This is a genomic window from Helicobacter ailurogastricus (assembly GCF_001282945.1).
Lineage (GTDB): Bacteria > Campylobacterota > Campylobacteria > Campylobacterales > Helicobacteraceae > Helicobacter > Helicobacter ailurogastricus.
Map to the genome: position 1 here is coordinate 298654 of NZ_CDMG01000009.1, position 13822 is coordinate 312475.

General features: G+C 47.3%; 14 protein-coding genes. 7 read left to right on the plus strand and 7 right to left on the minus strand.

The features are described from left to right. Window position 1: 1 nt before the first annotated feature. The 4 genes from HAL07_RS06815 to HAL07_RS06830 all read right to left on the minus strand — a co-directional run bounded on the left by HAL07_RS06815 (window position 2) and on the right by HAL07_RS06830 (window position 2599). Complete coding sequence (locus HAL07_RS06815; RefSeq protein ID WP_053945542.1) at window positions 2–1267, minus strand: ArsS family sensor histidine kinase; 1266 nt, start codon at window positions 1265–1267, stop codon at window positions 2–4. After that, a complete protein-coding gene (gene arsR, locus HAL07_RS06820) occupies window positions 1268–1951 on the minus strand; it encodes an acid response regulator transcription factor ArsR (protein WP_053940769.1) in 684 nt (227 codons plus the stop codon). It abuts the gene before it with no gap. A 61-nt stretch (window positions 1952–2012) separates the two neighbouring features. Next, window positions 2013–2294 carry a CiaD-like domain-containing protein gene (locus tag HAL07_RS06825; protein WP_053940768.1) on the minus strand — a complete coding sequence of 94 codons (282 nt, stop codon included), beginning with the start codon at window positions 2292–2294 and terminating at the stop codon, window positions 2013–2015. Further along, complete coding sequence (locus HAL07_RS06830) at window positions 2285–2599, minus strand: hypothetical protein (protein ID WP_053940767.1); 315 nt, start codon at window positions 2597–2599, stop codon at window positions 2285–2287. The genes HAL07_RS06825 and HAL07_RS06830 overlap by 10 nt, the downstream gene beginning before the upstream one ends. Before the next feature lie 104 nt (window positions 2600–2703). Here HAL07_RS06830 and HAL07_RS06835 point away from each other — a divergent pair, with 104 nt between their 5' ends. The 6 genes from HAL07_RS06835 (at window position 2704) to dapB (ending at window position 7535) form a co-directional block, all read left to right on the plus strand. Next, window positions 2704–3942 carry a cation:proton antiporter domain-containing protein gene (locus tag HAL07_RS06835; protein ID WP_053945543.1) on the plus strand — a complete coding sequence of 413 codons (1239 nt, stop codon included), beginning with the start codon at window positions 2704–2706 and terminating at the stop codon, window positions 3940–3942. 5 nt (window positions 3943–3947) lie between these two features. Next, window positions 3948–5102, plus strand: coding sequence for a homoserine dehydrogenase (locus HAL07_RS06840; RefSeq protein WP_053940765.1), 1155 nt, complete (start codon window positions 3948–3950; stop codon window positions 5100–5102). Continuing rightward, the gene (locus HAL07_RS06845; protein WP_053940764.1) at window positions 5099–5434 is read left to right on the plus strand and encodes a YraN family protein; all 336 of its coding nucleotides are present in this window, start codon (window positions 5099–5101) and stop codon (window positions 5432–5434) included. Before HAL07_RS06840 ends, HAL07_RS06845 begins: the two co-directional genes overlap by 4 nt. Before the next feature lie 66 nt (window positions 5435–5500). Beyond that, on the plus strand, window positions 5501–5818 hold the full coding sequence (trxA, locus tag HAL07_RS06850; protein WP_053945544.1) for a thioredoxin: 318 nt from the start codon (window positions 5501–5503) through the stop codon (window positions 5816–5818). A gap of 7 nt (window positions 5819–5825) precedes the next feature. After that, window positions 5826–6761, plus strand: a complete 936-nt coding sequence (gene trxB, locus HAL07_RS06855; protein WP_053940779.1) for a thioredoxin-disulfide reductase — start codon at window positions 5826–5828, stop codon at window positions 6759–6761. Then, window positions 6762–7535 (plus strand): 4-hydroxy-tetrahydrodipicolinate reductase, encoded by a 774-nt coding sequence (gene dapB, locus HAL07_RS06860; protein WP_053945545.1) that lies wholly within the window; start codon window positions 6762–6764, stop codon window positions 7533–7535. A gap of 4 nt (window positions 7536–7539) precedes the next feature. Here the strand turns inward: dapB and HAL07_RS06865 are convergent, their stop codons facing one another. The 3 genes from HAL07_RS06865 to dnaE are packed head-to-tail and all read right to left on the minus strand — an operon-like array spanning window position 7540 to window position 12915. Further along, entirely contained in the window at window positions 7540–8550 is a 1011-nt protein-coding gene (locus HAL07_RS06865) for an oxidoreductase (protein WP_053945546.1), read from the minus strand. Continuing rightward, window positions 8528–9307 carry a pseudouridine synthase gene (locus HAL07_RS06870; RefSeq protein WP_053945547.1) on the minus strand — a complete coding sequence of 260 codons (780 nt, stop codon included), beginning with the start codon at window positions 9305–9307 and terminating at the stop codon, window positions 8528–8530. Before HAL07_RS06870 ends, HAL07_RS06865 begins: the two co-directional genes overlap by 23 nt. Continuing rightward, window positions 9307–12915, minus strand: coding sequence for a DNA polymerase III subunit alpha (dnaE, locus tag HAL07_RS06875; RefSeq protein WP_053945548.1), 3609 nt, complete (start codon window positions 12913–12915; stop codon window positions 9307–9309). Before dnaE ends, HAL07_RS06870 begins: the two co-directional genes overlap by 1 nt. A gap of 633 nt (window positions 12916–13548) precedes the next feature. Here dnaE and HAL07_RS07985 point away from each other — a divergent pair. Further along, complete coding sequence (locus HAL07_RS07985; RefSeq protein WP_053945549.1) at window positions 13549–13767, plus strand: hypothetical protein; 219 nt, start codon at window positions 13549–13551, stop codon at window positions 13765–13767. Window positions 13768–13822 lie beyond the last annotated feature (55 nt).

The window sequence follows — 13822 nt, forward strand, 5'->3', positions numbered from 1 at the left end:
TTCACCCCCCCTTTTTGGGCAATTTAGAAAAGAGATTCCCAAATTCTTGCAAAATGCACCCATGGATGGTGAAAATATTGCGCTCGTCCTCATAAGCATAGCTTAAATGCAATTCCAAAGTGTCTAGCGCGCTTTTGATGATGTACATGCCCAGCCCAAAGCCGTGCGCATCGCTGGGGTTTTCGTGGTGGAAGTAGGGCTTGAAGTAGTGTATCAAATCCTCTTTTAAAGGCGCACCCCGATTAGAGATGACTAAATCCTTGCCACTGACTTCGATCTTCACTTGCCGATCGGGGCTGTATTTTAGGGCGTTGTCTAGCAGGTTTTTAATCACTAGGCTAAAAAGCTCAAAATCGGTTTCAAGGCTGTAATTGGGCAAGTCTGCCAAAATACAAGTGCTGTTATGTTCTAAGAGCAACATGTTTTTGACATGCTCGACAAGGCGGTCCATTAAAAACATCTCTTTGGTGATTTTGTAATTCTTTGAAGAGAGTTGCTCGATGCGGGCAAATTGCTCGATGAGAGCATTGAGCCGTTTAAAAGTGGTCAAAAGCCTCTCTTTTTGCAAAGGATTATCCACCATTTCCGCCACAATCATGCCTTTTGTGATGGGGGTACGCAACTCGTGCATGATGGCCCTTAAAAATAAAATGCGCGACTCGTTCATGCCCTTAATTTTTTTAATGGCGTTGTCAAAAGCTAAAGCCAAATCCCCGATTTCATCTTGCTGATCGATTTTGCACTCTATATTCATCTCTCCGTTTGAAAAAAGATGTACCTTTTTGCGCAACTCATTGATGGGGATAAAGCCTTGCAGCATGAATATAAAAATCATGGTGATCAAAAATGCCCCCACAGAGATCGCAAGGTAGTAGTTGCGGTAAGAAGTTTTTTGAATCTCTTTATATAAAACCGTGTCGCCCTGACTTTTAAGGGAGATGAAAATTTTATTGCCGACTTTAATGATGTGGGCTAGGGGGTTTTCGTCGTTTTCAATTTTGCCCTTTTGCTTGGCTAGGATTTCGTGCAACTCTTGTGGGGTGATCTCTTGAAAGCCCAACTCGTGCAAATAGACTTCAGCAGAGTAGCGGTTGCTCTTGTCGGCGAGAACCTGGTTGATAGTGGTGATGAATTGTTGGTGGCGGATTTGGGTTTGAAAATTCTCGTGGTCGATTTGCGAGCGGATAAAGTAGTAAGAGAAGGCCGCAAAGCTTGTGATCGAGATCACAAACAAAAAGACAATCTTGCTAAAGATTGAAAAAGGCATCTAAAACTCGAGTTTGTAGCCAACTCCGCGCACAGAGATGATGTGCTTAGGTTTTTTAGGGTCTTTTTCGATCTTAGAGCGCAGACGGCCAATGATGACATCGATGCTCTTATTGGAGCTCTCAGGGTTGATCGACTCGGATTCAATGGCGATCGACTCCCTAGAAAAAACATAGCCCTTTTTGCTGATTAAAAGCGTGAGAATCTCATACTCTGCTCGCGTGAGCTCGAGTTTTCTATTTTGCATATAGACCTCTCTAGCATCGTGATCGATTCTAAAAAGGGTGTTCTTGGCCTGCACTTCGCCCCCTTGCAGGGGTTTTTTATTGTAGCGGCGCAATAAAGATTGTATGCGGGCTAAGAGCTCTTTAGGGTCGTAGGGTTTGGGGATGTAGTCGTCTGCCCCGCACTCTAGGGCTTCCACTTTGTCGTTAAGGTCGTTTCTGGCTGAAGAAATGATGATGGGGATGTCCTTTTGTTTGGATATGCGCTTGCACACCTCTAGGCCATCTAGGTTAGGCAAGGTCAAATCGAGTAACAAAAGGTCGTATTGTTGGGTGGTGGCGGCGCTGATGCCCGTGTAGGGCTCATCGCAATTCACCACTTCAATGCCATGCCGACCTAAAAATTCACTCAAAATCTCGGCTAACTCGACATCATCTTCTATCATAAGTATCTTCATCACACGCACCTTAACAAAGAGCTAACAAAAACCAAATGCTAACATAAAATCGATAAAAACCCAATCAATCTTTGAAAGCCTTGAGCCTTTCTTGTACCATGTAAAGCTGATATTGCAAATAATTCACCACGAGGTCTAGCTTCATCGGTAAGTTCTTGGTTTGGGGAGACTTAAGCCCCTCAAAGAGTAAAAGGGTCTTTTGTTCCAAGTCTTTTAAAAACTGCTGTTCTTCTTGCAAAACTTTGGGGCTTTGGCGAGGGGGCGGGATTTTGGCTACGGGCTGGGGCTTATGATCGACTTGCTCGATCTCATCTAGGGCTTGGGATATGATGTTTTTTAGTTCCATTTGAGTAACCACTCTTCGATTGTTTGTAACTCTGCTGGGCTTGTGGCTTGGATAAAAAGGGACTGCATGTTTTGGATTTGGAAGCGCTGCAAAGGGGCGTATTGGCTCAGATTCGCCGCAGGCTTGGGCTTTGCTAGCGCGGGCTTAGTGGGCGCTTTTTGCCCCAGCGCACTTAAGCGTCTGTGGCTTTGCAAAGCCTGTTTGTGGTGGGGGTCGTTTTTTAAAATGCTCTTATAAATTTGTAAGGCCTCCAAAACACGCCCTTGTAATTCATACACACCAGCTAACGCAATCGCTTGTTCCACGCAAAAAACCTTAATTGTTTATTCAACTTATTATATAATAGCCCCTTTTAATAATTGCTTTTGTGGCAGGATTTTTAAAAAGGCGATGGTGAGGGCGCAAAAATATGGAAGCACATGCGCTGTATGTGGTTGTAGCTGGATTGGGTCTTAGTGTAGTGAGCGGTCTTTTGCTTAAAAAGATCGAAATGCCCGTGATCATTGGTTATATTTTAACCGGACTTATCATCGCCGCCCTTTTTCACATCCAAGACTTCGAATCGCTCTCAGAGATTGCAGATTTTGGGATTGTATTCTTGATGTTTATGATTGGGCTTGAATTTAACTTCGACAAGCTCAAGACCATGAAACAGGAGGTCTTGCTCTTTGGCGGGTTGCAGGTGGTCGTCACCTCTGCCTTGCATGTACTCTTTGGTTACTTTGTGATGGGGTCGTCTTGGGGTTTTTCCTTTGTCGTGGCCATGGGCTTTTCGCTCTCCTCGACAGCAATTGTGCTGAAATTCTTTGAAGAGAGCAAGCAGTTAAACACCCCTGTGGGCAAAATTGTGGTGGGGATTTTAATTTTCCAAGACATCGCAGCGATCCCTATCTTGCTGATTTTAATGCTCATGGGCGGGGGGAGTGACCACTTTTTAGGCTTGCTGATTAAAACCATTGTGTCCTCAGCGATCATCTTAACTTTATTGCTCTTGCCGGGAAAATTGGCCGCCACGAGGATTTTAAGCCTAGCGGCTGAAAGCCGTTTGCCTGAAATTTTTATGGGTACGATTTTGCTGATTGTCTTTGGGGCAGCCAGCCTGAGCCACTTTTTTGGATTCTCCATGTCTTTGGGGGCGTTTGTGGCAGGCATGGCAATCTCTAAGTCGCGTTATCGCATCCGCGTTCAAGAGGAATTTGCTCCCCTTAAAGACATTTTTCTAGGGCTTTTTTTTGTTACGGTGGGCATGCAAATCCATTTAGGGTTTTTATTTGAAAACTTCTTTGCTGTGATTTTCTTGCTGAGTGTCGCCATGTTTTTAAAAACGGGGGTTTTGTATGTTGTTTTGCGCATCTTTAGGGATAGTAAAAGCGCCTTAAAGGCTGCGCTTTCTTTGGCTCAAATCGGGGAGTTTGCTTTGGTGGTGTTTTTGAGCGCGAGCAAACGTAACCTTTTGACGCTGCAAAAACACGAAGGGGTTTTGGCCTTTTTGCGCGACCACGACATCATCCATGTGGGGGCAAACGACATCCAACAATTCTTGGTGCTGATGATCATTTTTTCCATGCTCATCACCCCCTTTATTTTGAAATACTTAGACTCTATGGTGGATTTTTTCACCAACAAATTTAACAGGAACAAGGCTTAACATCAATGGTGCAAATTGGGATTGTGGGCTTGGGCTGTGTAGGCTTGAGCGTAGTGGAGATTTTAAACAAACACGCCGCCTTGTTGGAACAAAGGTGTGGGCACGCCCTAGTGGTGAAAAGGGGAGTGGTTAGGGACTTAGCCAAAAAACGCCCTCCCGTAGATTTTGCTCTAAGCGCTAGCGTGGATGACCTTTTAAACGACCCGGACATTAACTTAATTGTGGAACTTAGCGGGCAGGTGGATTTGGCTTATCAATTAGCTAGGCATGCTTTAAAGCAGGGCAAGGGTTTTGTTACGGCAAATAAGGCGATGCTTGCCAAACACCAAGAATTGATCCACCAACCCATCGGCTTTGAGGCGAGTGTAGGTGGGGGCATCCCTTTAATCAAGGCCCTTAAAGAAGGCTTGTCTGCTAACGCCATCCTTAGCATAGAAGGCGTGTTAAACGGGACTTGTAACTTTATATTAGAGCAAATGGACTTGGGGCAAAGCTTTGAAGTTGCCCTACAAAGGGCGCAAGAGTTGGGCTACGCAGAGGCCAGTGCCCACCTAGACACCAGCGGACAAGACAGCGCCCATAAACTGCTTATTTTGGCATCCCTTGCCTTTGGCGGCAAGATCGCCCTTTCAAGTGTAGAGGTGCGCGGCATTGAGGGAATTGCTAACGCCGACTTGGCGCACGCTAAACGCTTGGGTTGTTGCGTCAAACTTTTGGCCCAAGCGCACCAAGAGAAGGGGGGATTAACTTTAAGCGTGGGCCCGGTTTTGTTGCCACAAAGCCATTTGCTTGCACAAGTTAAGGGGGTGATGAATGGGGCCGTTGTGGTGGGCGATTCTGTGGGGGAGACCTTTTACTATGGAGCGGGGGCGGGGGGCGTGGCCACAGCTAGCGCGGTGGTGGGCGATATTGTAGATTTTTGCAAACAAAGACACACCACACAGCCAAAAAACTTGCCCCCAATCGCTTTATCCCCCAAAGCCCCGAAACCGCACTATGTCCGCCTAGAGCAGGCCATGCCTAAAAACATCCCCGCCACTTTGCACTTTTGCGCGGGCCAAAGCCACATTTACACAACACAACCCACCAACACACAGGACCTACAAGCAAGTTTGGCGCACTTGGGCGCAGGGGCGCAGATTTACCCCCTTTTGGCGTGAATGCACAAGGTCAGCTGGCTGAAGATTTGGCCTGTGCGTATTTGCAAGAACAGGGGTGTGCGATCGTTTGCCGTAACTTTTTTAGCCCCTTTGGCGAGATAGACATCATCGCCTTGAAAGATGAGGTGTTGCATTTCATCGAGGTTAAAAGTCGGACCGATGGTGAGCCGCTTGAGGCCATCACACCGCGCAAATTACAAAAAATCCAAAAAACCATTGCGCTCTATTTCCAAGAAAACCCCAGCGATCTGCCCTTCTGTATCGATGCGCTCACGCTTAAGGGGGCGTTACCAAATTGCCAGATTGAGTGGATACAAAACATGGTGTTTTGACACCTAAAGGCAGGCTTTATAATCCATGTTATACAATGCAGGTCTATTCAAAAATTAGGAGAATTAATGTCAGGTTATATTGAATTGACGGATAAGAATTTTGATTCAGAAACCAAGAGTGGGGCTGTAGTGGTGGATTTTTGGGCACCTTGGTGCGGGCCTTGTAAAATGCTCTCCCCCATCATTGACGAGTTGGCCAGCGAGTATACCGGCAGGGCCAAGATTTGTAAAGTGAATACGGATGAGCAAGAGGAATTGTCCGCCCGCTTTGGCATCCGCAGCATCCCCACCGTCTTATACATGAAAGATGGTCAAGTACTCAACCAAACCGTGGGCGCTCTCTCCAAACAATCTTTAAAGGACAACATTGACAAACTCCTCTAGTGTGCCCCTGCTAGACCTAGCGATCATCGGTGGCGGTCCGGCGGGGTTGAGCGCAGGGCTTTACGCCACAAGGGGAGGGCTTAAACAAGTCGTGTTGTTTGAAAAGGGCGCGCCCGGGGGGCAGATCACTTTTAGCAGTGAGATTGAAAACTACCCGGGGGTGCGTGAGATCGTGAGCGGGTTAGATTTTATGCAACCTTGGCAGGAGCAATGTTTTCGCTTTGGGCTTAGGCATGAAATGGCTCTTGTTACCCAAGTTAAATCTAAGGGGGAGCATTTTGCGATTCACACCGATGAAAACAAAGTTTTTCACGCTCGAAGTGTCATTTTAGCCACGGGTGGCAAACCCAAGCGGGCGGGCATTAAAGGCGAGGACACTTTTTGGGGCAATGGGGTGAGCACTTGCGCAACTTGCGATGGTTTTTTTTATAAAAATAAAGAAGTGGCGGTTTTAGGTGGGGGAGACACGGCCTTAGAGGAAGCCCTTTATTTGGCTAAGATTTGCACTAAGGTCTATCTTGTCCATCGCCGCGACACTTTCCGCGCCGCCCCCATCACCCTAGAGAAAGCCCAAAACAATCCCAAAATTGAGTTCATCACCCCCGCCGTGATCGAGGAAATCAAGGGCGATGCGAATGGGGTAAATGCTGTGGTGTTTAAGAACACCCACACGGGCGTGGTAAAAGAGCTGGCTGTGCCAGGGATTTTTATTTTTGTGGGCTATGAAATCAACAACGAAGTGTTAAAACAGGAAGACAAAAGCATGTTGTGTGCGTGCGACCCTTATGGAGCTGTTGTGGTGGATTTGGCAATGAAAACGAGCGTGAAAGGTTTCTTTGCTGCCGGAGATGTGCGCACACAGGCGGCTAAACAAGTGGTGTGTGCGGCCGGGGATGGGGCTACGGCTGCGCTCTCGGCCATTGCCTATTTAGAGGGGCATTGAATGCCACAATTACAAGTGGGGATTTTTGGGGCGAGTGGAAAAGTGGGGGGCTTGTTGGCCAAAGAGATACACAAACACCCTCACCTAGCCCTTTCAAGTGTCTTTTTGCGCCAAAATCTGAGCTTACAGCTTGCCCAAATCTTGCCCCAAGAAACCTTTGTTACCAACGATGTTGAACAATTCACCGCCCATTGCCAGTTTGTGATCGACTTTTCCTCTCCCAAAGCCTTAGACATGCTCTTGCAAGCCTTGCTTAAAAACCCCCTGCCCCTTGTCTGTGGCACGACTGGCTTACAAGAGCAATGGCAGACCTTGGCTGAACTTAGCCAAAAAGTTCCCGTTTTATATGCTTCTAACATGTCCCTAGGTGTAGCGGTGTTAAACGAAGTGGTGGGGGCGGTGGCTAAGAATTTAGCCCACGCCGACATTGAGATCACAGAGATCCACCACCGCTATAAAAAAGACGCGCCCAGCGGGACAGCCTTGACTTTAGGGCAAACTTGCGCCCACGCGCGTGGAGTGGATTTTAAAGAAGTGTGCCAAGAACACAGAGAGGGCTCACGCAAAGAGGGCGAAATCGGTTTTGCGAGCTTGCGCGCTGGCGATGTTGTGGGACGGCACACTGTGGGCTTTTATTTAGACGGGGAATACTTAGAATTAAGCCACACCGCCACAGACCGCACCATCTTTGCTAAGGGGGCGCTCGAGGCGGCTAAGTGGCTGTCTGCCCAAAAACCCGGGCTTTATAACATCCAAGACATTTACCGCTCTTAAAGGGCTATAAATACACCATCCTAGCATAGGGTTTGGGGATTTCGATCTCTTGGCCCAAGCTTAGAGCCGCATTAAAGCACCAAAAGGGGTTTTTCAACAAAGCCCGCGCTAAATAGATGGCATCCACGACCTGACTACCCACTAACCTTTGTGCCATTTTGGGCTCTTCAAGAGCACCACCTCCGATGGTGGGCTTGCCTAAAGCGTCTCTTAAATAACCAGCACTAGAAATTTGGTAGCCCGGATACACTTTAATAGGCACTTCCACCACGCCTCCAGAGCTCACATTTAGGGCATCATACAGAGAGTCTAAAGGTTCTAAAAGTTGGGCTATTTTTTCAGGGGTGTTGCCCTGTTTATGGTAGTCTGCGGCAGACACGCGCACAGTGAGGGGCAGGTCTATGGTCTCTCTTAGGCTTTCTAAGATTTCTTGTAAAATCAATGCCCGATTTTTGCCATAGGCATCATTTCTATGGTTGCTTAAGGGGGATAAAAAGCTGCTGAGTAAGTAGCCGTGTGCGGCGTGGATTTCTAGCGCGTCAAAGCCCGCTTGCTTTGCCCTTAAACCCGCTTGCTTAAACTCTAAAATGACTTGTTTAATGTCGTTGGTATCCATTTCTTTAGGCGTGGCGTAAGATTCGTTAAAACGCAAAGCAGAGGGGGCAAGTAATTGGGTGTCTTTAAGTTGCCCCTTTCTGCCCGCATGCCCGATTTGTAAAGCCACTTTAGAGCCGTATTTGTGGCACTCTTTGACAATCTTAGCTAAACCTTCTATGTGCTTGTCTTCATAAATGCCTAAATCTTCGCTAGAAATGCGCCCATTGGCACTCACCGCCGCCACTTCAAAGATGATTAAGCCCACTTGCCCAATGGCGCGACTCACATAATGGTAAGTGTGCCAGTCATTAACATGCCCATCGCGCGCGCTGTATTGGTCCATCGGTGCCATCACCACGCGGTTTTTTAACTCTAAATCTTTGATTTTCCAAGGGCTAAACAATAAAGTTTTGTCCATTTTCTTTCTCCATTTGGTCTAAAAAGGCGTGTAAATGCTTGTATTCTTTAGAGTTTAAATAGCGGGTTTTACCTGCAGGCAGGGCGTTTAAAGACACAAAGCCAAAGCTCACCCGCTTTAAGTCCAAAACCTCCCGTTTAAAATGCCCGAAAAAACGGCGCAACTCTCTATTACGCCCCTCTTGCAAGGTGAGCTTGAGCTTGGAGTAATTGCGGCCACTTTTAAGCACGCTGGCTTGCATGGGGGCAATGTGGATGGTTTCTACACGACTCTTTTGGTGTGCGCCCTCTTTGCTGGTGGTTTCTAAACCCCCTTCAAAGGCATCACACATGGCTTGTGTTACGCTCCCATTGATTTTCACTAAATAGGTGCGCTCTAAGTGGCTATGCATCAAAGCATCCACGACCTTTTTACTGTCGCTCAAAAGCAACAGTCCCATAGACGCGTAATCTAGCCGTCCTATGGGGGTGAAGTGCTGAAACTTATGATCTAGACTGTCAAAAATGACCTTGCGCCCCCGATCGTCTACGCGGCTCACAAGCTCGCCTTTAGACTTGTGATAGACGATCACGGTGTAATGCTCTTGCTTTTTGATCTTTAGCAACTTGCCATCTACAAAGATTTTATCGTGGGGGTGAAAGGGTGTGGTGAAAGTGGCTTTGGTGTGTTTGACTTTCACCCGCCCCTGGGCGATCAAAGCATCGGCAACACGGCGCGAACAGGGGATGTTATGGGCTAAGAATTGGTTTAAACGCATCAATTATCCAACCATTGGTAGGTCTTAAAATTCTCTTTGATGGTGGTGTTGACCTTAAAGGCGGTGTTGAAGCGTAGGCGTTTGTTTTGCTCGTAGAAAACCACGGACAGGGCGCGGTTGCCCTTGTGGCTTGTGGCCGCCTCTTTGAGCTTAGAAAACAAGTCTAAAGACACGCTCGTGTCTAGCACAATGGATAAGGGGATGTGTTGCTCGTCTTGATGCCCTATGACACAAGAGCTTGGGTTATCGCTAAAGTCCTTGACGATGTCTACGGGCTGTGTGTCCTCTGTGTCCTCTTTTTGGGCTTTGTAGCGCACTTTGGGGATTTTGGCTTGTTTGATGTTTTCAAAAGTGTCGATCTCCAAGAGGCGCAAGCGGGCGACCTCCTCTTGCTCCTCAATCTTGCACTTAAAGGCTATGGGCAATTCTATGTCTAATTGGTCTAGGGCGTTTAATTGTTTTTCAAACAACATGAGCTCAAAGCGGCCCGAAAAATCCACAATCGCCGCCTCGCCATAGGGCTTCCCGCTGTTTTTCCCCATTTTGCGCTTAACATCTAAAACCTTGCCGATGAACACCGCCTGCGAGCCAATTTCCATGCGGGCAATATCCACGCTCTTAGCCACATTTTTTAGGCTCTTGATCTGCTCTTTAAACGCGTCTAAAGGGTGCCCTGAAAAATAAAGCCCCATGCACTCGTATTCGTAGTTTAAAAGCGTGTTGGCATCAAATTCCTCATAAATCTTTAAATCCAAATGTGCCTTTTCTAACTCTTCGCTAGACATGTTGGCAAACAGCCCCACACTCATCTGGGCGTTGCTCTTGTCTTTTCTACGCCCCTCCTCACAGATCGCGTCTAAGTTTTCTAGCATGGTGTGGCGGTTGTAGCCTAGCCCATCTAAGCTACCCGACTTCACCAAAGGCTCTAAAATGCGCTTGCTAAATTTTGAAAAATCGATTTTGCTGATCAAATCCTCTAGACTCGTGAAAGGCCCGTGTTTTTCGCGAATTTCTACTAGAGTGCCTAAAGGCCCTTCGCCCGCCCCCTTGATCGCCTCCAGCCCAAAAACAATGACTTTTTCGCCCTTTGTATCTTCTACCTTAAATTGCACATCGGAGGTGTTGACATGGGGGCGTTCGACCTTGATCCCCATTGAGCTCGCCTCTTCCACATAGTAAGCCACCGATTCAATGTGGCGGCACTCGCTGCTGAGCATCGCCGCCATGAACTCGTGCTTGTAGTGGGTTTTTAAATAGGCGGTTTGGAAAGTCAGCATCGCATAGGCGGCAGAGTGGGACTTGTTAAAACCATAGCCGGCGAATTTCACGATCAAGTCAAACAAATCGCCCGCCTTTTGGCCATCAAAATGATTTTTGATCGCCCCTTGCACGAATTTGGCTTTATTGTCCGCCATGATTTGTGCGTCCTTTTTTCCCATGGCACGGCGGATCAAATCCGCCTCCCCTAGTGAAAAGCCCGCAATGGTTTGCACGATTTGCATGACTTGCTCTTGATACACGATCGTGCCATAAGTGGGGCGTAAAATCGGCTCTAGCGCGTCAAACATATAGGTGATCGGAGCGTTGCCATGTTTGCGGTTGACAAAGTCATCCACCATGCCAGACTCCATAGGCCCAGGGCGACCCAAAGCAATGATCGCAATGATGTCCTCAAAGCTAGAGGGGCGCAGGCGTTTGTTTAAGGTTTGGAACATGCCCGACTCGATTTGGAAGATCCCCACCGTGTTGCCCTCTTGGATCGTGGCATAGACTTTAGGGTCGTCCATATCCACACTCAAAAAGTCGATCTTTTTGTGGCTGTATTTTTCAATGATTTTTAGGGCATCGTGGATCACCGTGAGCGTTTTTAACCCCAAAAAGTCAAACTTGATGAGATCAATGGCTTCTAGGTACTTCATGGAGTATTGCGTGACAATGCCCCCCGTGCGCTCACTTGTGTAAAGGGGGGATTTGTACCAAAGCTCCCTTTCGCTATCCACCACCAAAGCAGCGGCGTGCTTGCCTGCCGAGCGATTCAAATTTTCTAGACGCAAAGAAAAATCCCAAACCTGCTTGGCTAGCTGATCCCTCTCAATCAAGGCTTGGATTTTAGGCTCTAGCTCGAAGGCTTCTTGCAAGGTGATCCCTAGCCGATTGGGGATCAATTTTGCCATCTCATCGGCTTGTTTGTAGGGCATGTCTAGCACCCGTGCGACATCTCTAATCACGCCCTTAGCCAGCATTTTATTGAAGGTGATCACTTGGGCGACATTGTATTTGCCGTATTTGGCAATCATGTAATCGAGCATTTCGCCCCGTCGTCTTTGGCAAAAGTCGGTGTCAATATCGGGCATGCTCACCCGCTCGGGATTTAAGAAGCGCTCAAAGAGTAGATCGTATTTGAGCGGATCGATGTCCGTGATTTGCAAACAAAAAGCGACCAAGCTGCCCGCCGCACTGCCCCGCCCGGGGCCTACGGGGATGTTATTCTCCCTGGCGTGGCGGATAAAATCCCACACAATCAGCATATAGCCTGCAAATTTCATCTCGCTAATGATCTTAATTTCGTATTCTAGCCGTTTAGCGTATTTGGCGTGTTGGCTAGGCTCGATGATCTCTAGGCGTTTTTTAAGCCCCTCTCTAGCTTTGTGGGCGAAGTAAGCTTTATCGTCCTCAAGGTCTAGCCCCTCGTTTTTAGCATACTCTTTAGTAAATTTAAAGTGGGGGGGGGTGGGGGGGTTGGTGTCGTTCTTTAAATCGATCTCTAAATGGCATTTGTCGGCGATCTCTTGGGTGTGCTCTAGGGCTTCGGGAATGTCGGCAAAGAGCCTTGCCATCTCTTGGGGAGTCTTGATATAAAACTCATGCACAGAGTGTTTGAGCCGTTCGGTGTCATTCAGGGTCTTGCCCATCGCCACACACATGGCGACTTCTTGGGCGCTCGCGTCCTCTTTGTTGGTGTAGTGGGTGTCGTTGGTGGCGATCAGCTTAATGCCCGTTTCTTTAGAGAGCCTGATGATCTGCTCGTCAATGGCGAGTTGGTCGGCAATGCCATGGCGCATGATCTCCATATAAAAATCGTCCCCGAAAATGTCTTGGTATTCTAGGGCAATGCGTTTAGCCTCCTCATAGCCCTTTGCCCCGAATTTTTTATTGCGCGGGTTGTTGTCGTTTAAATGCCAGTTGATTTCGCCTTGTAGGCATGCACTCGAGCAAATCAGCCCTTGAGCGCGCTCTCTCAAAATCTTTTTATTGATGCGGGGGTAGTAGTAAAACCCCTCCAAAAAAGCCTGTGAGCTTAAATACATTAAGTTTTGGTAGCCCTCTTGGTCTTTGGCGTATAAGCACAGGTGGAAGCGCTGCCGGGATTGTTTGTCGTTTAAGTTTTCGGCGTTGTGTAGATAGGTTTCAATGCCGATGATGGGCTTGATCCCCTCTTTTTTCATGCAAGTGTAAAAGTCGATCGCCCCAAACATATTCCCGTGGTCAGTCATGCTCACACTTGTCATGCCCAACTCTTTGATCTTTTTAGCTAAAGCTTTGATTTTGTTCGCGCCATCGAGCAAAGAATATTCAGTGTGCAGGTGTAGGTGGGTGTAGTTTTGCATGGGTATCCTTTATTCCATACTATTATAGAAGGGCTTAAAAATCAAAGGGGTTAAATTGTGGATAAACAGAGGATAAAATAATTTGAAACCTTAAACCGCTTGTCTAACCTTTTTGCCCTCTATGCGGGTTTTTATCCTCCCTCTTTTCCTTCCTAAATAACTTTAATTGGCTCGCCCCGATGTAAAAGTTTTCTTGATATTCTCTTTTGCGCTTAAAGCATGGATAGCTGACTTTACCTAACTTCAAATCTTTAAAGAAGTTTTGAAAAGCTAAATTGAGATGATGAAAGGGCGTTTAGTCGCCCATTTTTTAAACTTTATACACAAATGAGGTGAGTTTCTTTAATTTGAGCACATTAAACCCTTTCTTTAGGGCAAAATGATTAGTTTTGATGCCCTTTTGTCATTCTCTTTCCACTTCGCTAAACCACAATTAAACCCCAATTTATAGGCAAGCCGCGCACAGCCAAACCCTTTTTTAAAGTGGGTTTGGGCTTTGATATTTTAGATTTCATTTTGCTGTTTTTGACCCCTTGCCATCTGTGAGTCACCCATCCTCTAAAATTTGCAAGAATTTATACAAGATTCGCGCCTGTTCGATCTCATCAAATCAGGGCAGACAAAAGAGCCTTTTTGCACAGCTTTGTGAGCTGGTCCACTCTTCAAAGCCCACATACCCCGGCGGGTGTGCGCGCGCAGGCGATGAGCAAGTCGGGCGAGCTCATTGAGGACTTTTTATTTTGCAATAGCGCTAGAAGTGTCAATGTCTGCAACGCCCCAAGCCCTGCGGCCACCTCGGCTATCCCCATAGGCCAGCACATTTTAGAGCAGTTGGAGGGGATGATGGGGTAGGGGGTGTAAGCCTTGCAACAGCCTATTGGAGCGGTGCCAAAAAACTAAGACCCCT

Coding starts and splice junctions, on each gene's coding strand:
- HAL07_RS06865 (WP_053945546.1), bottom strand. CDS start 8,550: ATGGACAAAACTTTATTGTTTAGCCCTTGGAAAATCAAAGATTTAGAG.
- HAL07_RS06840 (WP_053940765.1), top strand. CDS start 3,948: ATGGTGCAAATTGGGATTGTGGGCTTGGGCTGTGTAGGCTTGAGCGTA.
- HAL07_RS06870 (WP_053945547.1), bottom strand. CDS start 9,307: ATGCGTTTAAACCAATTCTTAGCCCATAACATCCCCTGTTCGCGCCGT.
- trxA (WP_053945544.1), top strand. CDS start 5,501: ATGTCAGGTTATATTGAATTGACGGATAAGAATTTTGATTCAGAAACC.
- HAL07_RS06835 (WP_053945543.1), top strand. CDS start 2,704: ATGGAAGCACATGCGCTGTATGTGGTTGTAGCTGGATTGGGTCTTAGT.
- dapB (WP_053945545.1), top strand. CDS start 6,762: ATGCCACAATTACAAGTGGGGATTTTTGGGGCGAGTGGAAAAGTGGGG.
- dnaE (WP_053945548.1), bottom strand. CDS start 12,915: ATGCAAAACTACACCCACCTACACCTGCACACTGAATATTCTTTGCTC.
- HAL07_RS06815 (WP_053945542.1), bottom strand. CDS start 1,267: ATGCCTTTTTCAATCTTTAGCAAGATTGTCTTTTTGTTTGTGATCTCG.
- HAL07_RS06825 (WP_053940768.1), bottom strand. CDS start 2,294: ATGGAACTAAAAAACATCATATCCCAAGCCCTAGATGAGATCGAGCAA.